This window comes from Sphingomonas desiccabilis, from assembly GCF_004135605.1.
GTDB lineage: Bacteria > Pseudomonadota > Alphaproteobacteria > Sphingomonadales > Sphingomonadaceae > Sphingomonas > Sphingomonas desiccabilis.
This window is the reverse complement of record NZ_SDPT01000002.1, coordinates 1036507-1057981: the sequence shown is the minus strand read 5'-3', so window position 1 is coordinate 1057981 and position 21475 is coordinate 1036507. Positions and strand designations below refer to the sequence as shown.

Below are 21475 nucleotides of genomic sequence, written 5' to 3'. Positions count from 1 at the left end.
GCGCATGTTGCCCGCCCTCAAGCTCGTCTGGGGCTTCACCATCCGCTACAAGCTGCAGCTTGCGGCGGCGCTGGTGTCGCTGCTGATCGCCGCGATGGCGACGCTGTGGATTCCGCGCACCTTCCAGAAGGTGGTCGACAACGGTTTCGCAGCGGGCGCGGACCCGTCGCAGATCGGCGGCTATTTCGAAGGGCTGCTGTTCGTCGTCGTGGCGCTGGCGTTCGCGACCGCCGGGCGCTTCTACTTCGTGTCATGGCTTGGCGAGCGGACCGTCGCCGACATGCGCGCGGCCGTGCACCGCAACCTCCTGCGCATGCCGCCGCGCTGGTTCGAGGAGAATCGCCCCTCGGAGATCGCGTCGCGCCTGACCGCGGACACCGCCATCGTCGAGCAGATCGTCGGCACCACCGTCTCGACGGCGCTGCGCAACCTGCTGATCGGAATCGGCGGCGTGATCTACCTGTTCGCGCTGGCCCCCAAGCTCGCCGCCTATCTCATCATCGGCATCCCGCTCGTGGTCACGCCGATCATTTGGATGGGCTCGCGCGTGCGCAAGCTGTCGCGCTCCAGCCAGGACCGCATCGCTGACATCGGCGCGATCGCGTCCGAGACCCTGGGCGCGATGAAGATCGTGCAGGCATTCGGACAGGAGAAGCGGGAGGCGGCGCGCTTCCAGTCGGCGGTGGAGGCGGGCTTCGGCGTCGCCCGCCGCCGCTTCGGCACCCGCGCGATCATGACGGCGATGGTGATCGGGCTGTTGTTCGGCGCGATCACGCTGATCCTGTGGGATGCGGTGAGCGATGTCGCCTCGGGCCGCACGACCGGCGGCGCGCTCACCGCGTTCGTCATCACCGCGGCACTGGTGACCGGATCGTTCGGCGCGCTGACGGAGGTCTATGGCGACCTCTTGCGCGCGTCGGGCGCCGCTGGGCGCCTTGCCGAGTTGCTGGCCCAGGAGCCGGAGATCCGCGCACCGGCCAACCCGGTCGCGCTGCCGCAGCCGCCGCAGGGAGCGCTGGCCTTCGCAGACGTCGCCTTCCGCTACCCAACCCGCCCAGACGTCGCGGCGCTCACCGACTTCTCGCTCGAGGTCGCGCCCGGGGAAACGGTGGCGGTGGTCGGACCGTCCGGTGCCGGCAAGTCGACGCTGTTCCAGCTGCTCCAGCGCTTCTACGATCCGGCGAGCGGCACGGTGTCGGTCGACGGGGTGAACGTGCGCGAGGCCGATCCGGCAGAAGTGCGCGCGCGCATCGCCATGGTACCGCAGGAGACGGTGATCTTCGGTGCCTCGGCCCGCGACAACCTGCGTTACGGCCGCTGGGACGCCAGCGACGACGCGATCTGGGCCGCGGCCGATGCCGCCAACGCCAGCGAGTTCCTGCGCGCGCTGCCAGACGGGCTCGACACCTTCCTGGGCGAAGGCGGCGCGCGGCTGTCGGGCGGCCAGCGCCAGCGCATCGCGATCGCCCGCGCGCTGCTGCGCGACAGCCCGATCCTGCTGCTCGACGAGGCGACCTCCGCCCTCGATGCCGAAAGCGAGCGGCTGGTCCAGGACGCGCTGGAGCATCTGATGACCGGTCGCACCACGCTCGTCATCGCGCACCGCCTCGCCACGGTACGCGCCGCCGGCCGGATCGTCGTGATGGACGGGGGCCGGATCGTCGAAACCGGCACTCATGCCGAACTCATCGCCGCAGGCGGCCTCTACGCGCGGCTGGCAGCGCTCCAGTTCAACGAGGCGGCTTAACCCGGCTCAGAACGGGATCGTCAGCCGCACAGTCGGGGTGGCAAGGCCAAAGCGGTCAGTCTCCACCTGGGGCGCGAAGGTTGCGCCGCCTATGCGAAGACGGAACTGCTGGTCTTCGCCGTCTGGCGGCAGCGGCTCCAGGCGATCAGGGTCGTGCCCTCCCCGGCTGCCGCACACCACCACCTCGCCATCGCCGGCAGGCTCCGGGCAATCCAGCACGCGCGTCGCGATCCGCAGGTCGACGCGGGGCGCCGCGCGAAGCTCCTGCGGCGGAACCGCCGTGGCCTGAAGCAGCAGCAACGATTCCAGCATCGGCGTCTCCCGACCGGACGGCCGCAGGATGCTCGCCGTCAATCGCGGCGGGAGTGTGGCGGCTGGATCAGACCGATGCCCCGCGGTCTTGCCGTTCCCACAAGCGTGCGGAAACCGCTCCGTCTATTCGGCCCCCGATACGCAGGCGGCGCGCGTCAGCACATAGCTGGCGAACGCTTGCGACGTACCCTTCTCCTGCGCGACGATCTCCCAGCGGAGCCGCTCGCCCGCGACCTGCCATCCATTGAGGAAGGTCGCCTCGCCGTAGCGATAGCCGATGTCGAACCCGTTGGCGCGAAGGGTGCCGCTGCCGATCGCCGTCATGGTGCCGCCAAAGCTGTCAGACCAGAAACCGATCACATCGGCAGACCCTTTGCCGCCGCCGAGCACCAGATGCGCGGCATAGCGGTCGGAAGGATCGTCGATCGCGACGCTGCTCGCGTCGAGGGCCAGCATCGCCCCGAGCGCCACCGGCCGAGCCTCCACGGCGATGGTCACAGGCTTGCCCATCACCTCGCCCCTGCCCTGCCAGCAGCCCTCCAGCTGCCGGACGGCATCGGGCGCGCGCGCAGGCTCCTCGGCTGCCGCGGCCGACGCCATCCATATGGCCGTGGCCATGACCAGTCGCTTCATCCCTGTCCCCCGATATCCCCGCCGCCACGTGTGGCGGCAAGCGGGGCCGCGGACAAGTGGCTAGCGCTTGCGGCCCTGGTGGCGGATGTTGCCCGGGCGTCCGCGACGCTTGAGCACCCTCGGCGGTCGGCGGCCCGGCTCTCGATCGCCGCGCGCACCGCCCTCCGGCGCGCCGCCGGCCGACCCCTTGCCATCGACCAGTTCGAAGCGCAGCGCGCCCGATACCGGATTCGCCTCCACCAGCCGCAGCGGCAGCCGCTGGCCCAGCGTGAATTCCTCGCCGCTATGGTCGCCGACCAGCCGCTGGCCCTTCTCGTCGTAGCGGAAATACTCGCGACCCAGGTCGCGTGCGGGCACCAGCCCGTCGCCGCCGATCCCCTCCACCGTGGCGAAGAAGCCGAAGCTCTGCACCCCGGTAATACGGGCCTCCATGACGCTGCCGACATGCTCCGCGAGATAGGCCGCGACATAGCGGTCGACCGTCTCGCGCTCCGCCTCCATCGCGCGGCGTTCGAGCGCGCTGATCGTCTCGCCGGTGCGCTCCATCGTCGCCATGTCCTCGGCAACGCCGCCCGGCCCCAGCTTGTACGCCGCGACCAGACCACGATGCACGACGAGGTCGGCATAGCGGCGGATCGGCGAGGTGAAATGCGCGTAGCTGCCCAGCGACAGGCCGAAGTGGCCGTGGTTGGCAGGACCGTAATAGGCCTGGGTCTGCGAACGCAGCACCTGCTCCATCACCTGCGGGCGGAACACCGCCTCCCCCACCCGATCGAGGATGCGGTTGAAGGTGGCGGGCTTCACTACCTGGCCGAGCGCGAAGGGGATGTCGAAGGTCTCGAGATAGTCCTTCAGCGCGACCAGCTTCTCGCGGCTCGGCGGCTCGTGGATGCGATACATGACCGGCGCTTTCTTGGCCTCCAGCGCCTTGGCCGCGGCGACGTTGGCCGCGATCATATAGTCCTCGATCAGCTTGTGCGCGTCGAGCCGCTCGCGCGGGGCGACCGAGAGAATCCGACCCTTTTCATCGAGCACGATGCGGCGCTCGGGTAGGTCGAGGTCGAGCGGCTCGCGCGCCTCCCGCGCCTTGTAGAGCGCGCGCCAGCAATCCCAGAGCGGGCGTAGCGCCGTTTCCACCAAGTCCGGCGCCACCTCGTCGCCGGTGCCGTCGATCGCCGCCTGCGCATCCTCATAGGCGATGTTGGCGGCGACGCGGATCACCGCACGGGTGAAGCGCCAGCCCTTAAGCTTGCCGTCCTTGGCAACCTGAAGGTGGCAGGCGAGCGCTGCGCGATCGACGCCTTCCTTGAGCGAGCACACGTCGGCCGACAGCGTCTCGGGGAGCATCGGGACCACGCGATCGGGGAAATAAACGCTGTTGCCGCGCTTGCGCGCCTCACGGTCGAGCGCGCCGCCCGGGCGGACGTAGAAGCTAACATCGGCGATCGCGACGATCGCCTTCCACCCGCCTTCGTTGGCAGGATCGTCGTCGGGTGCGGCCCACACCGCGTCGTCGTGGTCGCGCGCGTCGGCGGGGTCGATCGCGACGATCGGCAGGTCGCGCAAGTCCTCGCGGTCGTCGCCCAGCGGCGCCTTGGCGATGCGCTCCGCCTCCTCGATCACCTCGGCGCCGAACACGTCCGGAATCGAGTGCTTGTGGATCGCGATCAGGGAGAAGCTGCGCGCCTCGAACGGATCGCCCAGCCGCTGCGTCACGCGCGCGGTGATCCGGGGGGGCCGCCCGGCCTTTTCTGCGAGCACCAGGTCGCCCGGGCGCGCGTCTCCCGCGTCGGCGACCATGAAGTCGCGCCGCTCCTTCTTCTCCACGCCCTGGAGCCACAGCCGCCCGCCCTCTTCGTGAAGGACGCCCAGCATCAGTTCCTCGCCGCGCGCGAGCGTCTTCATCGGGTGCGCGATCCAGCCGGAGCCCGCCTCCTCGGTACGCGCCAGCACGCGATCACCGACGCCGAGCGCTGAACGCTTGCCCTTCTCCCGGATGCGCAGCCGCGGCGGGGGAGTCTCCGCCTCCCATCGCTCGGGTACGGCCCAGACGCTGCCGCCGTCATCGACATCGGCTACGCGCAACACCGTGACCTTCGGAAGCCCCCCCATCTTGTGGAAGGCGCGACCGGGCGCGCTGTCGATCAGCCCCTCGTCGGCCATGTCCTTCAGAAGCGCCTTGAGCGTGATCTTCTGCTGGGCCGAGAGGCCGAAGGCGCGCGCGATCTCACGCTTGCCGGCCGGCGTGTCCGACGTGGTGATGAAGTCGAGGATCTGCTCGCGCGTCGGAAGGCCGGGGGCGATTTGTTTCTTTGCCATGTGGGGCAAAGATAGGCGCCCGCGGCCCCAAGGCCAATGGACTGCGTGACGGCGGCGAAACTTACTGCGCGTTAACCCCCGGCCCCTAGCCTCGTTGCGAAGCGGGGCTTTGAAGAGGTGCGTAGATGACCACCAACCAAATGATCGTCGTGTTCATCGTCCTGGTCGTCGCGGCGGCCTTCCTGTTCCTGTGGCGACGGCGCGACACGGGGCACACCTCGGACGATCACAGCTGAGGGCCTGGTGCGGGGTTATCCCGCCCCATAGGATCACGCGCTTCCTGTGCTCCCGCGCAGGCGGGATCTTCGCGAACCCTCCGCCCTTCCCGTCATGCTGACGAACGTCGGCATCCATAGACGCAGCGCTTCAGCATCTGGCGGAGCGGCAATGGATCCTGATTTTCGTCAGGATGACCAAGAAGGGCCAGCGGTTCCGATCACGACGCCCCCGCGTCCGCGGGCACGAAAGGCCGTCCCGCTCAATAGGCGCGACCGATCAGGATCCGCTCGACCGAGGGGCGGCCGGTGAACACGCACGGACCCTCGTCATGGCCGGTCTGCGCCGTGGGCGCATTGCGGATGGTGAGCTTGAGCGCCTTCAGCCGCTCGACGACCTGGTCCAGCTCTGCGCCGGTCGGGCGGACCCAGCGCACATCCACCCAGCCCGGGTTCACGACGCCCTCGGCGAAATGCGCTTCGACGCCGGCCCAGTCGTCCACCGGCGTGATGCGGGCACGCAGCTTCTCGACCGACTGGTCGTGCAGCGCCGTCTGGATCGCCTCCAGCGTCGCGCCGACGTCGCCGACGAAGCCATCCCGCGGCAGGATCGCGCTGTCGAGCTTGCCGTCCTCACGGTACAGCCTGTCGCGGCGCAGCACCGAGACGTTGCCGCCCGCGGCATCGCGCGGACCGACCTCGACGAGGATCGGCGCGCCCTTCTTGACCCAGCCCCAGCGCTTGTTGGCGGCCTTGGCGGGCTTCAGGTCGAGCAGCGCGCGCACGGGCTCGCCCAGCGCGCTCTGGCCGGCGAGCGCCGCCTGCAACTCGCGGCAATAGGCGACGACTTCCTCGTCCTCCGGCTTGTCGCGCAGCATCGGCACGATCACCACCTGCCACGGCGCGATCTTGGGCGGCACGCGCAGGCCGTCGTCGTCGCCGTGGACCATGATGACGCCGCCGATCATGCGGGTCGACACGCCCCAGCTGGTGGTGTTCGCCAGCTCCAGCTCGCCGTTCGCGTTCTGGAAGCGGATGTTCTGCGCCTTGGCGAAGTTGGTGCCCAGGAAGTGCGAGGTGCCGGCCTGCAGCGCCTTGCCGTCCTGCATCATCGCCTCGATGCTGTAGGTCGCAACGGCGCCGGGGAAACGCTCGTTCTCCGGCTTCTCGCCCGCGATGACATGGACGGCAAGGCAGTCCTCGGAAAAGCTGCGGTAGAGCTCCAGGATCTTGAGCGTCTCCTCGCGCGCCTCGTCGGCGGAGGCGTGGGCGGTATGCCCCTCCTGCCACAGGAACTCGCTGGTGCGCAGGAACATGCGGGTGCGCATTTCCCAGCGCACGACGTTCGCCCACTGGTTGATGAGCACCGGCAGGTCGCGCCACGACTGGACCCACCGCGAAAAGGCGGTGCCGATCACCGTCTCCGACGTCGGCCGCACGACCAGCGGCTCTTCCAGCTTCGCCTCGGGATCGGGCACCAGCCCGCCCTTGCCGTCCGCCACCAGCCGGTGATGGGTGACGACCGCCATCTCCTTGGCGAAGCCCTCGACGTGCTCGGCTTCCTTTTCGAAGTAGGAGAGCGGGATGAACAGCGGAAAATAGCAGTTCTCGTGCCCCGTCGCCTTGATGCGGTCGTCGAGCAGGCGCTGGATGCGTTCCCAGATGCCATAGCCCCATGGCCGGATGACCATGCAGCCGCGGACGCCGGATTCCTCGGCGAGGTCGGCCTCAGTGATGACGGACTGGTACCAGGCCGCGAAATCGGCCTCGCGGGTGACGGGGAGCGCGTGTTTCATGGAAAGCGCCGATAGCGCCCTCCGGGCGCCGCGTCATCTACCCACGCGCAAACCGGGGCGTCGGACGCGGTTCTTTTGCGCGCCCCGTCCCTCTGCCCGACAAAACCCCGCCCCACCGAGTCGAACGCGACAGATCGAAGTATCGATGAAGTACACCTTCGCTGGCATGATCCGAAATGGGGCAGCACACCAACTATCGTCTGGCATTTTTCTTGTTCTCGTCTGTTGCCAAGGCATCCGGTTAGGATATTGTTAACTATAGACATGGAGTCGGGGGACGAGATGCCGAAAAGCGGAGGGGTGCTAAAGGCGGCCATTCTGATCGCGGTGGCGCTGGGGAGCGTCGCAAGCGCAGCGGCGGCGCGGCGGTCGGAGGATTCGCTCCCACGGATGCGCGCAACGGCGCAGCGGTCGGTCGCGCCCCGGCGCGCGGTTCCCCCGGTGCCCGATCCGAGCCGCCTGATCGGCCTGCCGCTCTTCATCGGCCTGGGCATCGGCACGGCCGTCGCTGTGACGGTCGCCGTGGCAGCGTCAGGCCAGCCCGACAGCGAAGGCTGATCGCCGGCAGCGCGGCGGGCGTCGGCACTCGCCGCACCCCCTTCCTTCATCCCACGGTTGCTCCGACCGGAGCGGAACCGTGCTTGCGCGAGGTGCGCCCATGATCTCGGCACCGATGCGGATTGCGGCGGCACGCGCGGATCGTGCCGGAAGGACGGTCCCGGCTCATGCCCGGTCCGCCCTGTGCATAGGACTCGTGGCGGTCGCGCTGCTGATCGGGGGCGGCGGATCGCCGGAACCACGCGCGGAACTGGCAGTGGAACTCGCCGCGATCGGCGCTGCCGTCCTCTGGTCGTTCCTCCCGGCCGAGGCCCCGGTCCACATCGATCGGCTGCCGATCGCCTTCGTCGCGGCGTTGCCGGGGATCGCGCTGCTGCACCTGGTGCCCCTGCCGCCCCTGCTCTGGCAGGGGCTTCCGGGACGCGAGACGGAGCTTGCGGCGCTCGAACTCGTCGGGGCGGCCGGCCAGTGGATGCCGGTTTCGATGACGCCGGACCGCACCCTCGCCTCGGCGCTGTCGCTGATCCCGCCGCTGGTGGTGCTCGCGTTCGTGGCCCGTGCTCCGCTGGTCGAGCGAACCAAGCTGCTCGCCGTGGTGGTCGCAGCCGCCGCGCTATCGGCCATGGTCGGCGTGGCGCAGGTGGCGAGCGGGAGTGCGGGAGCGCTCCGCTTCTACGGCAGCCGCGGGTTCGACTACGCCAGCGGCTTGTTCGCCAATCGCAACGCCGCTGCCGACCTGCTGGTCTCCGGGATCGTCGCGATGCTCGCCCTGGCGGCGGCGCGCCCGGAACTGCTGCGCACCCTCTCTGCGCGTCTCGCCTGGTCGATGCTGGCGCTGTTCCTGCTGCTTTCCGTCCTGCTCACCCGCTCGCGAGCCGGGATGATGCTGGCGCTCGTGCCGCTGGTGCTTGCGCCGCTGATGCTCCGGCCTTGGCGGTTCCGCAGGCGGCAGGCGTTCGGCTGGGCGGCTGGGACGCTGGTAATCGGCAGCGCCGCGCTGGCGCTCGCCAGCGGCGCTCCGGCACTGCGCCACAGCTGGGAACGGCTCGCGCTGGCGCCGGACAACCGCGCCGATCTGCGCATCGACACGCTGCATGCAATTGCACGAAGCTGGCCCGCCGGCACCGGCATCGGCAGTTTCGTGCCGGTCTTTGCCGCCGCCGAGCGGCTGGAAACGGTGGATCCGACCGCCGCCAATCGCGCGCACAACGACTATCTGGAGTTCACCCTCGAAGCAGGCGCCGCCGCCCCGCTGCTGCTGCTCGCGGCGGCCGCCGCGGTCCTCCGGCGCGCCGCGCCGCTGCTGCGCGCCGGCGTGGCGCCGGAGCGCCGTGCCCAGCTGCTGTTCGCGCTCGCCACGCTTGGCATCTTCGCGCTGCACGCGCTGGTCGATTACCCGATGCGCGCCATGACGCTCGCCTGCGTCGCCGCCATCGCAATCGGCATGCTCGCCCACCCGCCACGGCGCAGAGAGGTCGCATGATGCGCGTGGGTCCGGTCGTGCTGCTGGCCATGGGGCTGCTGTCGGCCTGCCAGTCGCCGCGCGCGGGGCTGCCGCACGGGCCCGATGCCTATGCCGTGATCCCGCCGCCTGCGGCCGGCACCACCCGCGGCGCGTACCGGATCGGCCCGCTCGACGTGCTCGCCATCGCCGTGTTCCAGGAGCCGGAGCTGTCGCAGCGCGATGTTCAGGTGGACGCCTCCGGCAACCTGCTGATGCCCCTGGTCGGAACCGTGCAGGCCCGCGGCAAGACGGCGCATCAGCTCTCCCGCGAGATCGCCGCGCAGCTCGGAGCCCGGTATCTGGTCGACCCGCAGGTCACCGTGTCGGTCACCGCCTCCGTCTCGCAGCAGGTGACGGTGGAGGGGAACGTCACCATGCCGGGGGTCTATGACATCACGGGCGCGCCGACCCTGCTGGAGGCGCTCGCCCGCGCCCGAAGCCCGACGCGGGTTGCCCGGCTGCAGGAAGTGGTGGTCTTCCGCACGATCAACGGCAGGCGCGCGGGCGCGGTGTTCGACGTCGCGGCGATCCGCAACGGCCGGGCACCCGATCCGGAGCTGCTCGGCGGCGACGTGGTCGTCGTGGGCTTCGACGCCGTGAAGGGCGCCTTCCGCGACTTCCTCACCACCGCGCCGCTCGTCAGCGCGTTTCGCACCTTCTAGGAGCGCCGGCCTTGTCCCTCGCCTCCGTGCCCGTCGCTGCCCTGCCCCGCGCCGCGGAACCGGCGCCCGACGCAGCCCTTCGCATCGACCTGACGGCGCTGCTGTCGATCCTCGGCCGCAACCGCCTGCTCATCGCCGCAACACTGGCGACGGCACTGCTGGGCGGGTTGATGGTGACGCTGTTGATCAGCCCCAGATATGTCGCAACCGCCAGCATCCAGATCGACCAGGAAGCGGATCGGGTGCTGGAAGGTGCCGAGGTACAGCCGCAGGCCGGCTATGCCGACGCGGACCGCTTTCTCCAGACCCAGGCGGACGTGCTCCGGAGCCGAACGCTCGCGATCCGCGTGGCGCAGCGCCTGAAGCTGTTCGGCGATCCTGCGTTCTTCCATGCGATGGAGGCCGCGGCGCCGCAGGAGGCGCCGACCACGGGCGAAACCGCGCGCAGCCGGGACGCGACCCTGCGGCTGCTGCAGGAGCAGCTTGCCGCCGCGCTGCCGCGCAACTCCCGCGTGGCCCGCATCGCGTTCGAGAGCACCGACGCCGCCCTGGCCGCGCGGATTGCCAACGCCTACGCCGACGAATTCATCGCGGCGAACCTTCAGCGCAAATTCGACAGCTCCGCCTATGCGCGCGACTTCCTGTCGCGCCAACTGGCGGCAGCGAAGCTGCGGCTGGAGGATTCGGAGCGCGCCCTGACCCACTATGCCCGGGCGGCACGGCTCATCCGCACCGCAGACACCGGCGAGGGATCGCACGCCGGCATCCCTGGCTCGGTCACCGCAGCCAGCCTCGTGCAGCTGAACGGCGCCGCCAACGACGCCCGTGCCGCCCGCATCGCCGCCGAGCAGAAGTGGCGCGCGATCTCTCCGGTGCCGGTCCTGAACATACCCGAAGTGCTCGGCAACCAGGCGGTCGAACGACTGCTCGAGCAGCGCGCGGCCGGCGCTGCGGAGCTCCAGCGCGAACGCGCGCGGCATCTGAGCGAGCATCCCAGCGTACGCCAGCTGGAGTTCCAGCAGGCGGAGCTGGACCGGCAGGTCTCCACCCTCGCCACCGCAATCCGCAGCTCGATCCACGACCAGTATCGCGATGCCCTTGGCCGCGAACGCGCTCTGGCGGCGCAGGTGGAAGGATTGAAGCAGGCCACGCTCGCCGAGCAGGACCGCGGCGTGCGCTATGCCATCCTCGCACGGGAGGCCGACACCAATCGCACGCTCTATGACGGGCTGCTCCAGCGCTACAAGGAACTGAGCGCGGCGGCGGGGATCAACGCCAACAACCTGTCGATCGTCGACAGAGCCGAGCCGCCGCTTGCCCCCTCTTCGCCGAAGCTGGCGCTGAACCTGCTGGTCGCGCTGACGCTCGGGCTGATCCTCGCGGGTGCGACGGTGCTGGTGCGCGAGCAGTTCGACGACGCCGTGCGGGCACCCGATGAAGTGGAGGGCAAGCTGGGGCTGCCCCTGCTGGGAGCCATCCCGCGCGTCCAGGACATCGCGGCCGAGGTGGTGCGGCCCCGCTCCCCGGCCGGCGAGGCGTATAACGCGCTGCGGAGCGCCCTGGTGCATGCCAGCCCGCACGGGCTGCCCCGAACGCTGCTGGTAACGAGCAGCCAGCCGGGCGAAGGAAAGTCGACCACCAGCTATGCGATCGCCGCGGGCCTCGCGCGGCTGGACAGGCGGGTCGTGCTGGTCGACCTAGACCTGCGCCGGCCCTCGCTCCACCGCATGCTCGAACTTCCGAACGACTGCGGCGTGAGCGACGTGCTCGCCCGTCAGGCACGGCTGGAGAGCGCACTGCAGGATTCTCGGGCGCTCGGCCTCGCGGTTCTGACGGCAGGTGCGGTAGCGCCGAACCCGGCGGAGCTCCTGGGGAGCGCGAGCATGGCGGAGATGATGGCGGCTCTCGTTGAGCGGTTCGAGACGATCGTGCTCGACGCCCCGCCGGTGCTGGGGCTTGCGGATGCGCCGACGCTCGCTGCGCAAGCGGAGGCGACGGTCTTCGTGGTCGAGGCAGGTCGCCGCAGCAGGGGCGCCACCAAGGACGCGCTGCGCCGGCTCCGCGCCGGACGCGCCGCCATCCTGGGGCTGGTGCTCACCAAGTTCGACCTGCGCACGGCCGGCATGGGCCATTACCGCGTTGGCTACTACGACTATGGCGAGGCCGAGCCGCTTCGACAGGCGGCCGAATGAACGCGCAAGCGATCCTGACGCGCCTGGGCGCCGTGCCGCTTGCGCTCGCGTGCTTTGCCAGTGCCGCCGAGCGCACGGGCATGCCGGTCGGCATGCTGCCAGCTGGTCTCGCGCCCGGTGCGTCGATCCAGGCCGCGCGGGAGGCGTTCGTCTCGGCCGATCCGATGCGGGCGCGCGCTCGCGCCGCAGCGGCGGTCGCCGCCAGCCCGATGGACGCTGGCGCGAGCGCATTGCTGGGTGCCGTGGCCCTGAAGGCGGGCGATCCGGTAGCAGCGCACGATGCCTTTGCGGTCAGCGCGCGGCTGGGATGGCGCAATCCGGCCGCCCAGCTCTATTGGCTGGGCGCCGGGCTGGAAGCGCAGGACCACCGGCTCGCGGCAGAGCGGCTGGACGCGCTGCTGCGCACCGGGCAGCGCAGCGCGGCCACCGATGCGGCGCTCTTGCAGTTGGAAGCATCCCCAGCGGGCCGTTCCGCAGTCGCGGCGCAACTCCTGGCTGCGCCGGACTGGCGGAGCGCATTCGTCGCAAGCATCGGCACCCTCTCCGGGACACCGCTCGCCCGCAGAATCGCGGTGCTGCAGCGCGCCCGCTCGGGCGGAATGCCCCTCGACTGCGAAGCCATAGCGGCGGTGGCGCGGAGCCAGTTCGCACGCGGCACGCCGGCATCTGCGTCTGCCCCGTGGCGAGCGACCTGCGCGCCGGCGGGCGAAACGCAGGGCCGTGATCGTCCCGTCGAGACCACGACAGACGCTGCGCGGCGGGACGCGCGAGCGAACGCCATGGAGCAGACGACCACCAGCTGACGATCACGCAAGGGGGGAACGACCGTGAGCACCGGCAAGACCGCATTGATCACCGGCATCACCGGCCAGGACGGCGCCTATCTGTCCGAGCTGCTGCTGTCCAAGGGCTACACCGTTCACGGCATCAAGCGGCGATCCTCCTCCTTCAACACGTCGCGGATCGAGCATCTGTACCAGGACCCGCACGTCGAGGATCCGCGCTTCATCCTCCACTATGGTGACATGACGGACAGCACCAACCTGATCCGGGTGGTGCAGGAAACGCAGCCGGACGAGATCTACAACCTGGCCGCGCAGAGCCACGTCGCGGTGAGCTTCGAGACGCCGGAATATACCGCCAATGCCGATGCAGTCGGTACGCTCCGCCTGCTGGAAGCCATCCGGCTGCTCAAGCTGGGGGACAGGACGCGCTTCTACCAGGCGTCGACCTCCGAGCTCTACGGGCTGGTGCAGGAAGTGCCGCAGCGCGAGACCACGCCCTTCTACCCGCGCAGCCCTTATGCCGCCGCCAAGCTCTACGCCTACTGGATGGTCGTGAACTATCGCGAGGCCTATGGCGTGCATGCCTCGAACGGCATTCTCTTCAACCATGAGAGCCCGTTGCGCGGCGAAACCTTCGTCACCCGCAAGATCACGCGTGCCGCCGCAGCCATCAAGCTGGGGCTCCAGGACAAGCTCTACCTCGGCAACCTCGATGCGCGCCGCGATTGGGGCCATGCCCGTGAATATGTCCGCGGCATGTGGATGATGCTGCAGCAGGACTGGGCCGACGACTATGTCCTCGCGACCGGCGAAACCACGCTGGTGCGCGACTTCGTCGCCAAGGCCTTCGACCTGGTGGAGCTCCCGCTCGAATGGCGCGGCTCCGGCGTGGAAGAGGCCGGCATCTGCGCGCGTACCGGCCGGACACTGGTGGAGGTCGACCCGAGGTATTTTCGACCGACCGAGGTAGACCTGCTGATCGGAGACCCGAGCAAGGCGCGGGAGCGCCTCGGCTGGGAGCACGGCACGAAGTGGGATGCCCTCTGCGCCGAGATGGTGCGCGAGGATCTGATCGCCGTCGCACGGGAGCAACGTTGCAGTGCCGAGTGAAGGCTTCCCGCTCGCAGGCAAGCGCGTGTGGGTTGCAGGGCATCGCGGCATGGTCGGCTCCGCGCTGGTCCGGCGTCTTGAGCGCGAAGCGTGCACGATCCTCACCGCCGGGCGTACCGAGCTCGACCTCAGGCGGCAGGATGCCGTCGAGCGATGGATGATGGCCCACCGTCCGGACGCCATCTTCCTCGCGGCGGCCAAGGTCGGCGGCATCCTGGCCAACGATCGCGCACCGGCGGACTTCCTCTACGACAACCTGCTGATCGAGGCGAATGTGGTGGAGGCGGCGTACCGCACGGGGGTGGGCAAGCTGATGCTGCTGGGATCCAGCTGCATCTATCCGAAGTCCGCAGACCAGCCGATTTCCGAGGACGCACTTCTCACCGGGCCGCTGGAGCCGACCAACCAATGGTATGCGATCGCCAAGATCGCGGGCATCAAGCTCTGCCAGGCCTATCGCCGCCAGCACGGGTGCGACTTCATCTCGGTGATGCCCGCCAACCTCTACGGCCCGGGCGACAACTTCGACCTGGAGACAAGCCATGTGCTGCCGGCCCTGATCCGGAAGGCGCATGCCGCGAAGCTGAGCAATGCCGACACGCTGGAGATCTGGGGCAGCGGCACACCGCGGCGCGAGTTCCTGCACGTGGACGATCTTGCCGACGCGTGCGTCCACCTGATGAGCATCTATTCGCAGGATTGTCCTGTAAACATCGGTTTTGGCGTCGATATTCCGATCCTCGACCTGGCTCGGCTGGTGGCGGAAGTGGTGGGCTTCGAAGGGACGCTCCGCTGCGACCCGACGAAGCCCGACGGCACACCGCGCAAGTTGCTCGACAGCCGCCGCCTGCGGGCCACCGGTTGGCAGCCCCGGATCGGGCTGCGCGACGGCATCGCCCAGGTCTACGCCCACTACCAGCAGCAGATGCAGCCATGCGTATCCTGATCCTGGGCATCAACCATGCACCGGAACCCGTTGGAATCGGGCCCTATACGGCGGGCGCCGTTGCGGCACTCGCAGCGGCGGGGCACGAGGTGCGGCTGGTCACCGCCAAGCCCTATTATCCCGGCTGGTCGCTCTCCCCGGAATGCTCGCGCACGCTCTACACTCGCGAGGCGCGCGGCAGGACGACGGTCTGGCGCTGCCCGCTGTACGTGCCCCGGCACCCTTCCGGCGTCCGCCGAGTGGCGCATCACCTGAGCTTTGCGCTCGCGGCCCTGCCCCCGATGCTGGCAGCCGCAGCCTGCTTCCGGCCGCACCTCGTGCTGACGGTGGCGCCTTCCCTTCTGTCGGTGCCCGTCGCGAAGCTGGCGGCGCGGATCGCAGGGGCGCCGCTCTGGGTCCACGTCCAGGATTTCGAGGTCGAAGCGGCGTTCGCGACGGGCCTGCTGGAGGGCGCAGGTCCACTCGCCCGGATGGCACGCGCCTTCGAGGCGGTGGTGCTGAGATCCGCGCAGACGGTGAGCAGCATCTCGCCACAGATGTGCCGCCGCCTGGAGCAGAAGGGCGTTCCCGCCCGACGCGTGGTCGAATTCCGCAACTGGGCGGAGGTGGATACGATCACGCCGCTGGGGGTGCCATCGGGCTATCGCGCCGAATGGAGCCTGGGGAACCGGCACGTCGCGCTGTATTCCGGCAACATCGCCAACAAGCAGGGCATCGAGATCCTGGTGGAGGCGGCGCACCGGCTCGCCCATCGCGAGGACATCGTCTTCGTCGTCTGCGGCGAGGGACCGAACCGGGCCCGGCTGGAAGCGCGGGCCGCGGGCCTCACCAACATCCAGTTCCGTCCGCTCCAGCCCGCGGAACGGATGGGCGCACTGCTGGGCCTGGCGAGCGTCCATCTGCTGCCGCAGCTCGCCGGAACGGCCGATCTCGTGCTGCCGTCGAAGCTCGCGAACATGCTCGCGAGCGGACGCCCCATCGTGGCCACCGCAACCGTCGGCTCGGGCCTCGCGCGCGAGGTGGAGGGGTGCGGGCTGGTGACGCCGCCGGGGGATCCCGCCGCCATGGCCGAGGCGATCGCCGCGCTGATCGACGACGCTCCCGGGGCTGAAGCGATGGGCGTCTTCGCTCGCGCGCGGGCGGAGACGCGCTGGAGCCGTGGCGCGATCCTGGACGCCTTCGTCGCGCGGGTGGGAGTCGTTGCCGCATGAGCGGGCGGGCAGCGGCGGCAATCGCCCAATTCGCGACCAAGGGATCGGGCCTCGTCGCGCAACTCCTGACGCTGGCGCTGCTCACCCAGGCGCTGGGCGCCCAAGGGTTCGGCAGCTATTCGCTGGTGCTGTCGACCGCCGGCGTCGCGGCACAGGCCGCCGACTTCGGGCTCGGGCGCTATCAGTTCCGCCTCGCCCATCGCGGCCGGCCGATCCCGGTGCTGGTGCTCTGGAGCCTCGGCTTCCGCACCGGCACGACGGCGCTGCTGCTCCCGTTACTGCTGCTCCACGGATGGCGGACGGAGGTGCCCGCGGCAGCGCTCGCACTGGGTTTCGCGGCGAACATCCTGTTCCAGTTGGCCGGCCTCAATCGCCACCTGCTGCTGCTCCGGGAACGGGTCACGGCCGCGATCCTGCTCGAGGCGGCACCCGCGCTGTTCTTCTGCATGGCCGTGGCGCTTTCGCTTACGGCCGGAACGCAGCTCGATGTGGCGCGCGCACTGCTGCTCTACCTGCTTGCCACCTTCGGAGGGCTGGGGCTGTCGATCGCGGCTGCTGGTACCGCGAAAAGCTGGGCACGGGGTGCGGCGATGCTGTTGCGCGCGCGGGTCCGGTGGGTAGCGGCAGGCGTGACGCTCCTGGCCAGACGGTCCAGCCTGGTAGGGATCGAGATGCTCGTCGCTGCCGCGACCTTCAACGCGCCGATCCTGATCGTGGCGAGCCTGGGGCATACGGCGACACCCCAGGTCGCGCTGTACCAGCGCATCCTCGGGCTGGAGGTCGCGCTTCTGTCTGTGACCGTGACGGCGCGGTTCAAGCGCTACTACGACAGCGGGAGCCGGCGCACGCTCGACCTGCGTCCGGCACTCGTCTCCGGAGCACTGGTCTTCGCCCTCAATGCCGTGGCGCTGCTACTGCTCGGCCCGGCAGCGGCGATGCTGCCGCAGATCGGCCACCTCACGCTGGTGCAGCTGGCGCTGGCGCTCCGGCCCCAGCTGATCCCGATCGCGGCCGTGACCGCCTGTGTCGCCGCCTACAGCCACTGCTCGATCGCAGCGCTGGGCGGCGATTGGCTATGGCAGCGGTGCCTGGGCGGCGGCATCGCGCTGGGCGCCACCGTGCTGGGCGCAGCGGCCCTCAGCCGTGCCGGCCTTCCCCCGCTGGCGGCCGTGCTCCAGGCGTCGCTGCTGGGGCAGGCGCTGGGCATCGCGGTGCTGGTCGTCACGGTCGCGCGCCATGGGGCGCACATCCACCTGCCCCGGCCCTTTTCCTCCATCGGAGCGCGCGCGGCATGAGCGACATGCGCATCTCCGTCATCATCCCTGCCCGCGATCGCGCCGACAAGCTTGCCCGCGCCCTTGCCAGCGTGACGGCGCAGACCGAGTCGCCGCGCGAGATCCTGGTGGTGGACGACGGCTCCTGCCCCGAGGAGGCAGCACGCACCGCCGAGCTCGTGGCAGCCACGCCGGCCACGCGGCTGCTGCGGCAGGAGCGGAGCACCGGGGCGGCAGCGGCGCGCAATCTCGCTGCCCGGCAGGCGGCGGGCGACGTGCTCGCCTTTCTCGATTCCGACGATTGGTGGCTGCCGCACCGCCTGGCGAGCCACCGCGCAGCCCTCGCCGCGCCGGGTGCCGTGCTCTCCTACAATCGTGCCCAGCTCACGCGATCCGGTGCCGGCACCGGCCGGGGAACGGTCGGACGTGCGCCGCCGGCGCGCTGGCCGCTCCGCGTGGCTGTCGCAGGCTGGAACTTCGTCGGCAGCTGCTCGAGCGTCTGCGTCCGGACCGACGCCTTTCGCGCGGTGGGGGGCTTCGATCCCGAACTACCGAGTTGCCAGGACTGGGAACTCTGGTTGCGGCTGAGTCAGCGCGGCCGCTTCGCCTTTCTCGCCGAACCGCTCACCTTCCAGGACGTGGGGCCGCACCCCCGCATCACGACCTCCGCGCAGGCCGTCGAGGCGGGGCATGCGCTGGTCCATCGACGCGCGGCGGCGATGGCGTCGAGCGCGGCGGAGCAACGCTATGTCGCCGCAGAGCATCTGTGGACGCTCGCGGAGATCGAGAGCCGCTTCGAACGCACGCGCGCGGCGCTCCCATACATGCTGCGCTCGCTGCTCCGGTGCCCAACGGCGCGGGCGCTGAAGCGGGCGCCGGCACTCGCGCTCCGCGCGATCTCGGGCACGGGTGGAGGGTGGGCGTGACGGGCGGCAGCACGTCCCTTCCGCCCATGCGGATCCTCGCCCTCAACATCCGCGCCACCCAGGGCGGCGCCGGGCGCATGGCCTATGATCTGCACCAGCGGCTGGGGGCTGCCGGTCACCGGCCGCGGCTGCTCTACGGCTATGGATCGGGGATCGCGCCGGACCCGCAGGCGCTGGCCGAGCCCGAGGTCGAGATGATCGGCTCGCGGCCCGTCGTGCTCGCCAATTTCGCGACCCATCTGCTGGGCGGAGGCGAGTTGGTGACGGCCGGCGCCGCTTTGATCCGCGGCGCGGCCGCCGAGGCGGACGTGATCCACCTGCACGCGGTGCATCATTGGTACGTCCGATGGGGCGGTCTCGCGCGGATGCTGCGGGACAGCGGAAAGCCGGTGGTGATCACCGCCCACGACTGGTGGCTGCTGACGGGTCGCTGCGGCTTCGTGCGCGACTGTTCCGGCTGGACGCGCCGCTGCGGCGAGTGCGGGAACCGGCGCTTCGAGGACCTGCCGACCCTCCTGGACCGGTCGGCGGCGGTCCGCCGGGCGCGGCACAGGGCGCTGCGCATGCTCGGCGAGCGGCTGACGATCGTCTGCCCTTCCCACCACCTCGCGCGGGACCACGCCCGCATCTTTCCGGACCTGGAAGTCGTCTGTGTACCCAACGCACTCGACCTCGGGTTCGAGGCCGCGCTCGGCCCTCCCCTCGCGACAACGGACCGCCGCGGGCACCTGTTCTGCGCGTCGGATCTCGGCGCGCCGGGCAAGATCGACCCCGGGCTCGTCCGTGCGCTGGCGGCGGAGCCCGGCGTGACGGTCGGTCTTATCGGTCGCGGCAACCCGTTTCGCGACACCGCTGCCGTCGAGCATGGCGAGGTCCGCTCCCGCGCGGCGCTGGCGACGCTCTATGGAGGCGCGCGCGGGCTGCTGTTTCCCTCCCGCATGGACAACGCCCCGCTCACCATCATCGAGGCGCTGAGTGCGGGCTGCTATGTGCTCGCCTATCCTTCGAGCGCGGCCCGCGAGATGCTCGCGCTCGTCGGCGGCCGCTGCGTGCAGTCCGCGGCCGAAGCGCTGGCGCTGGTCCGCTCCGGACGCGAGGCAATGCTCTATGGCGGCATGCCCCCTGCCGAACTGGCGCGGCGGGCGCGGCAGATCTGGTCGGGAGCCGCGATGCTCGACGCCTATCTGCGCGTCTATGCGCGTGCGCTTCGACCCGCCGTCGCGCAGGCGGCCGCATGAGCCCCCCGCTCTCGATCATCACGATCGTGCGCAACGACCGGGCGGGACTGGAGCGGACCCGAAGCTCGCTCGACGAGCAGCGCCTGCGCGCCTTCGAGTGGATCCTGGTGGATGGCGCGTCGACGGACGCAACCCGGCCGCTGGTGGAAACCCTCCTGGATCAGCGCGCCGCACGGGGGGCTTCGGAGCCGGACGCCGGCATCTACGACGCGATGAACAAGGGGCTGCGGCTCGCCCGCGGCGATCGCGTCTTGTTCCTCAATGCGGGCGACCGGTTGATCGGGCCGGATGCGCTCGATCGCGCCACAATGGCCATGGCGGCGTCCGGCGATCCGGACATCGCCTTCTTCGGGTCGCAGATGGATTTCGGCGGGCGCATACTTGCCCGGCCGGCCAAGCCGCCGACCTATCTGTGGCACGGCCAGCCCGGCTTGCACCAGGCGACCTTCGTCCGGCGCACGCTGCACCTCCGGCACCCTTTCACCGAACGATACCGGGTCTGCGGCGACTATGATGCGCTCGCGCGCATGGCAGCGGCCGGCGCGCGGATGGCGAGCTTCGCCGAGACGATCGGCGTGAACCGGTTCGAGCGCGGCGCCATGTCCAGCAACAAGCGGCTGTTGATCCGCGAAGCGGCTGCCATCCAGCGTGCGGTGCTGCGCCTGCCGCGCTGGAAGGTGGCGGTAAGCGTCGGACGGCGGGCGCTGCACTCGGCGCTGTTCACGGTGCTCACCAGCATCGCGCCGCGCCGCTCAGCACGCTGATGCGGCGCCTGCACCCCGACGATCCGCGGGAGCGCCTGCCGCTTCGGCTGCTGGCGACGGCGAGCGTGCTGGGCCTCTATCTGCGGGTGGGGGAAGTCGGGAGCTACGCCGTCACCCTGGGTGGCGTGGCAGCGGCGGCCGTGCTGCTGGCGTCGCTGCGCGAGGTTCGCCTGCCGCTGGCACCCCTTGCCATCGACGCAGCCCTGCTGCTGTGGCCGCTGCTGCTGTTCCTGGGCGCATCGCTCGCGGAGGCGACGCTGCTGCCGGCTCCCGACGCCTTTCTGCAATCCTATGCCCTGTGGGCTGCATCCGTGGTGCTGATCGGCCTCGCATTCCTCAGCACCCGTCCGCTGCAACTGCCGGGGTCCTTCGCCCTCGCGTCGATGGTCCTCCTGGTCGCAGGTGCCCAGTGGCTCGTCGCCGGGCTGGCCGGAAGCCTCGCCGGCTTCGAACTGGTCGCGCCCCTGCTGGGCATCGACCTGGTGCACGGCTATCTCCGGATGGAGCCGGGATGGGGCGTGCGGGCGATCGGCCTCTACTACGAACCCTCGATGTGCGGCCGGGTGCTGGGGACGCTCGCCTTCATTGACTTCCTCCAGCACCGGCGCGCGATGCGGGCGGCGGGGGTGTTGCTAGCGGCTCTCCTGCTGACGAAGTCGCTCGGCCTGCTGGTGCTGGCCGCCGCCATCGGCACGATCCTGCTCGGCCGGTCGCGGCGCGGCGCGCTTGCGCTGGCGTCGCTGGCCGTGCTGGTTGCGGGGGTGCAAGGCGCCGCAATCGAGCAGCGCCTGCGCAACGATGCCGCGGTTCAGGCGGAAGCATCTACCTATCGCCGCACCGTGGCGCCCCTTGCGCCCGTGGCAGAGACGCTCGCCGCCTATCCGGCAGGCGTAGCGATCGGCGCGGCCGAACTGGTCGCGGCTGCGTCCGGCTATGCCGAGCGCACCGGCGAGGCGAAGATCACCAACGGCATCTACGAATTCCTGCTCTATTTCGGAGTGCTGGGCGCTGCTGCACTCGCCGCAGCGCTCTTGGGGGTTGCGGCGCTTACGCTCGCCGGGCGGCGGGAGGCGGCTGCGGCGCTGCTCTACCTGCTGTTGTCGACGGCGATTTCCGGCAGCTTCCTCTCGGTGGAGTCCTCCCTGCTCACCTATTACTTCGTGGCCGCGTGCCGGGCCGCGGACCGCCCGTGCCGGCCCGCCGCAGAGACGAACGCGGCGATGCGGGCGGCGCCTGCCCGCCGACCGGCGTGGGGGCCGCCCGCGGGCGCCCCCCTCTAGCGG

Annotated in this window: 19 protein-coding genes; 15 read left to right on the top strand and 4 right to left on the bottom strand. The window is 70.3% G+C overall.

Features of this window, described 5'->3' with window-relative positions; all coding sequences use genetic code 11:
* The first annotated feature begins 4 nt into the window (after nucleotides 1-4).
* A complete protein-coding gene (locus tag EO081_RS13180; RefSeq protein ID WP_240697685.1) occupies nucleotides 5-1747 on the top strand; it encodes an ABC transporter transmembrane domain-containing protein in 1743 nt (580 codons plus the stop codon).
* A gap of 6 nt (nucleotides 1748-1753) precedes the next feature.
* On the opposite strand, the gene EO081_RS13175 is transcribed toward EO081_RS13180, so the two are convergent.
* The 3 genes from EO081_RS13175 to rnr form a co-directional block, all read right to left on the bottom strand.
* Nucleotides 1754-2101, bottom strand: coding sequence for a hypothetical protein (locus EO081_RS13175; RefSeq protein WP_206364382.1), 348 nt, complete (start codon nucleotides 2099-2101; stop codon nucleotides 1754-1756).
* A gap of 81 nt (nucleotides 2102-2182) precedes the next feature.
* Nucleotides 2183-2677: a hypothetical protein gene (locus tag EO081_RS13170; RefSeq protein WP_240697666.1), complete on the bottom strand. Its 495-nt coding sequence runs from the start codon at nucleotides 2675-2677 to the stop codon at nucleotides 2183-2185.
* A 75-nt stretch (nucleotides 2678-2752) separates the two neighbouring features.
* Nucleotides 2753-5011: a ribonuclease R gene (gene rnr, locus EO081_RS13165; protein WP_129342333.1), complete on the bottom strand. Its 2259-nt coding sequence runs from the start codon at nucleotides 5009-5011 to the stop codon at nucleotides 2753-2755.
* Between the two features lie 125 nt (nucleotides 5012-5136).
* On the opposite strand from rnr, the gene EO081_RS13160 reads away from it, so the two are divergent.
* Nucleotides 5137-5247, top strand: coding sequence for an LPXTG cell wall anchor domain-containing protein (locus EO081_RS13160; protein ID WP_129342332.1), 111 nt, complete (start codon nucleotides 5137-5139; stop codon nucleotides 5245-5247).
* Between the two features lie 242 nt (nucleotides 5248-5489).
* Here the strand turns inward: EO081_RS13160 and proS are convergent, their stop codons facing one another.
* On the bottom strand, nucleotides 5490-7022 hold the full coding sequence (gene proS, locus EO081_RS13155; protein WP_129342331.1) for a proline--tRNA ligase: 1533 nt from the start codon (nucleotides 7020-7022) through the stop codon (nucleotides 5490-5492).
* Nucleotides 7023-7322: 300 nt separating this feature from the next.
* Here proS and EO081_RS13150 point away from each other — a divergent pair, with 300 nt between their 5' ends.
* The 13 genes from EO081_RS13150 (at nucleotide 7323) to EO081_RS13095 (ending at nucleotide 21472) form a co-directional block, all read left to right on the top strand.
* Nucleotides 7323-7580: a hypothetical protein gene (locus EO081_RS13150; protein WP_129342330.1), complete on the top strand. Its 258-nt coding sequence runs from the start codon at nucleotides 7323-7325 to the stop codon at nucleotides 7578-7580.
* A 196-nt stretch (nucleotides 7581-7776) separates the two neighbouring features.
* Nucleotides 7777-9063 (top strand): O-antigen ligase family protein, encoded by a 1287-nt coding sequence (locus EO081_RS13145; RefSeq protein WP_165284632.1) that lies wholly within the window; start codon nucleotides 7777-7779, stop codon nucleotides 9061-9063.
* Nucleotides 9060-9746: a polysaccharide biosynthesis/export family protein gene (locus EO081_RS13140; RefSeq protein WP_129342328.1), complete on the top strand. Its 687-nt coding sequence runs from the start codon at nucleotides 9060-9062 to the stop codon at nucleotides 9744-9746. Before EO081_RS13145 ends, EO081_RS13140 begins: the two co-directional genes overlap by 4 nt.
* A gap of 11 nt (nucleotides 9747-9757) precedes the next feature.
* The gene (locus tag EO081_RS13135; RefSeq protein ID WP_129342327.1) at nucleotides 9758-11938 is read left to right on the top strand and encodes a GumC family protein; all 2181 of its coding nucleotides are present in this window, start codon (nucleotides 9758-9760) and stop codon (nucleotides 11936-11938) included.
* Nucleotides 11935-12741: a hypothetical protein gene (locus EO081_RS13130; protein WP_129342326.1), complete on the top strand. Its 807-nt coding sequence runs from the start codon at nucleotides 11935-11937 to the stop codon at nucleotides 12739-12741. The genes EO081_RS13135 and EO081_RS13130 overlap by 4 nt, the downstream gene beginning before the upstream one ends.
* Nucleotides 12742-12765: 24 nt before the next feature.
* Nucleotides 12766-13833: a GDP-mannose 4,6-dehydratase gene (gene gmd, locus EO081_RS13125; protein ID WP_129342325.1), complete on the top strand. Its 1068-nt coding sequence runs from the start codon at nucleotides 12766-12768 to the stop codon at nucleotides 13831-13833.
* Entirely contained in the window at nucleotides 13823-14779 is a 957-nt protein-coding gene (gene fcl, locus EO081_RS13120; RefSeq protein ID WP_129342324.1) for a GDP-L-fucose synthase, read from the top strand. The genes gmd and fcl overlap by 11 nt, the downstream gene beginning before the upstream one ends.
* Nucleotides 14767-15990 carry a WcaI family glycosyltransferase gene (locus tag EO081_RS13115; RefSeq protein ID WP_129342323.1) on the top strand — a complete coding sequence of 408 codons (1224 nt, stop codon included), beginning with the start codon at nucleotides 14767-14769 and terminating at the stop codon, nucleotides 15988-15990. The genes fcl and EO081_RS13115 overlap by 13 nt, the downstream gene beginning before the upstream one ends.
* Nucleotides 15987-17285 (top strand): hypothetical protein, encoded by a 1299-nt coding sequence (locus EO081_RS16895; protein ID WP_165284630.1) that lies wholly within the window; start codon nucleotides 15987-15989, stop codon nucleotides 17283-17285. The genes EO081_RS13115 and EO081_RS16895 overlap by 4 nt, the downstream gene beginning before the upstream one ends.
* On the top strand, nucleotides 17282-18190 hold the full coding sequence (locus EO081_RS16890) for a glycosyltransferase family 2 protein (RefSeq protein ID WP_165284628.1): 909 nt from the start codon (nucleotides 17282-17284) through the stop codon (nucleotides 18188-18190). The genes EO081_RS16895 and EO081_RS16890 overlap by 4 nt, the downstream gene beginning before the upstream one ends.
* On the top strand, nucleotides 18187-19428 hold the full coding sequence (locus tag EO081_RS13105) for a glycosyltransferase (protein ID WP_129342322.1): 1242 nt from the start codon (nucleotides 18187-18189) through the stop codon (nucleotides 19426-19428). The genes EO081_RS16890 and EO081_RS13105 overlap by 4 nt, the downstream gene beginning before the upstream one ends.
* Nucleotides 19425-20192: a glycosyltransferase gene (locus EO081_RS13100; RefSeq protein ID WP_129342321.1), complete on the top strand. Its 768-nt coding sequence runs from the start codon at nucleotides 19425-19427 to the stop codon at nucleotides 20190-20192. The genes EO081_RS13105 and EO081_RS13100 overlap by 4 nt, the downstream gene beginning before the upstream one ends.
* The gene (locus tag EO081_RS13095; RefSeq protein WP_129342320.1) at nucleotides 20192-21472 is read left to right on the top strand and encodes a hypothetical protein; all 1281 of its coding nucleotides are present in this window, start codon (nucleotides 20192-20194) and stop codon (nucleotides 21470-21472) included. The genes EO081_RS13100 and EO081_RS13095 overlap by 1 nt, the downstream gene beginning before the upstream one ends.
* The last annotated feature ends 3 nt before the right edge of the window (nucleotides 21473-21475 follow it).

Coding starts and splice junctions, on each gene's coding strand:
- EO081_RS13160 (WP_129342332.1), top strand. CDS start 5,137: ATGACCACCAACCAAATGATCGTCGTGTTCATCGTCCTGGTCGTCGCG.
- EO081_RS13130 (WP_129342326.1), top strand. CDS start 11,935: ATGAACGCGCAAGCGATCCTGACGCGCCTGGGCGCCGTGCCGCTTGCG.
- EO081_RS13115 (WP_129342323.1), top strand. CDS start 14,767: ATGCGTATCCTGATCCTGGGCATCAACCATGCACCGGAACCCGTTGGA.
- EO081_RS13095 (WP_129342320.1), top strand. CDS start 20,192: ATGCGGCGCCTGCACCCCGACGATCCGCGGGAGCGCCTGCCGCTTCGG.
- EO081_RS16890 (WP_165284628.1), top strand. CDS start 17,282: ATGAGCGACATGCGCATCTCCGTCATCATCCCTGCCCGCGATCGCGCC.
- rnr (WP_129342333.1), bottom strand. CDS start 5,011: ATGGCAAAGAAACAAATCGCCCCCGGCCTTCCGACGCGCGAGCAGATC.
- EO081_RS13100 (WP_129342321.1), top strand. CDS start 19,425: ATGAGCCCCCCGCTCTCGATCATCACGATCGTGCGCAACGACCGGGCG.
- EO081_RS13140 (WP_129342328.1), top strand. CDS start 9,060: ATGATGCGCGTGGGTCCGGTCGTGCTGCTGGCCATGGGGCTGCTGTCG.
- EO081_RS16895 (WP_165284630.1), top strand. CDS start 15,987: ATGAGCGGGCGGGCAGCGGCGGCAATCGCCCAATTCGCGACCAAGGGA.
- EO081_RS13180 (WP_240697685.1), top strand. CDS start 5: ATGTTGCCCGCCCTCAAGCTCGTCTGGGGCTTCACCATCCGCTACAAG.
- proS (WP_129342331.1), bottom strand. CDS start 7,022: ATGAAACACGCGCTCCCCGTCACCCGCGAGGCCGATTTCGCGGCCTGG.
- EO081_RS13170 (WP_240697666.1), bottom strand. CDS start 2,677: ATGGCCACGGCCATATGGATGGCGTCGGCCGCGGCAGCCGAGGAGCCT.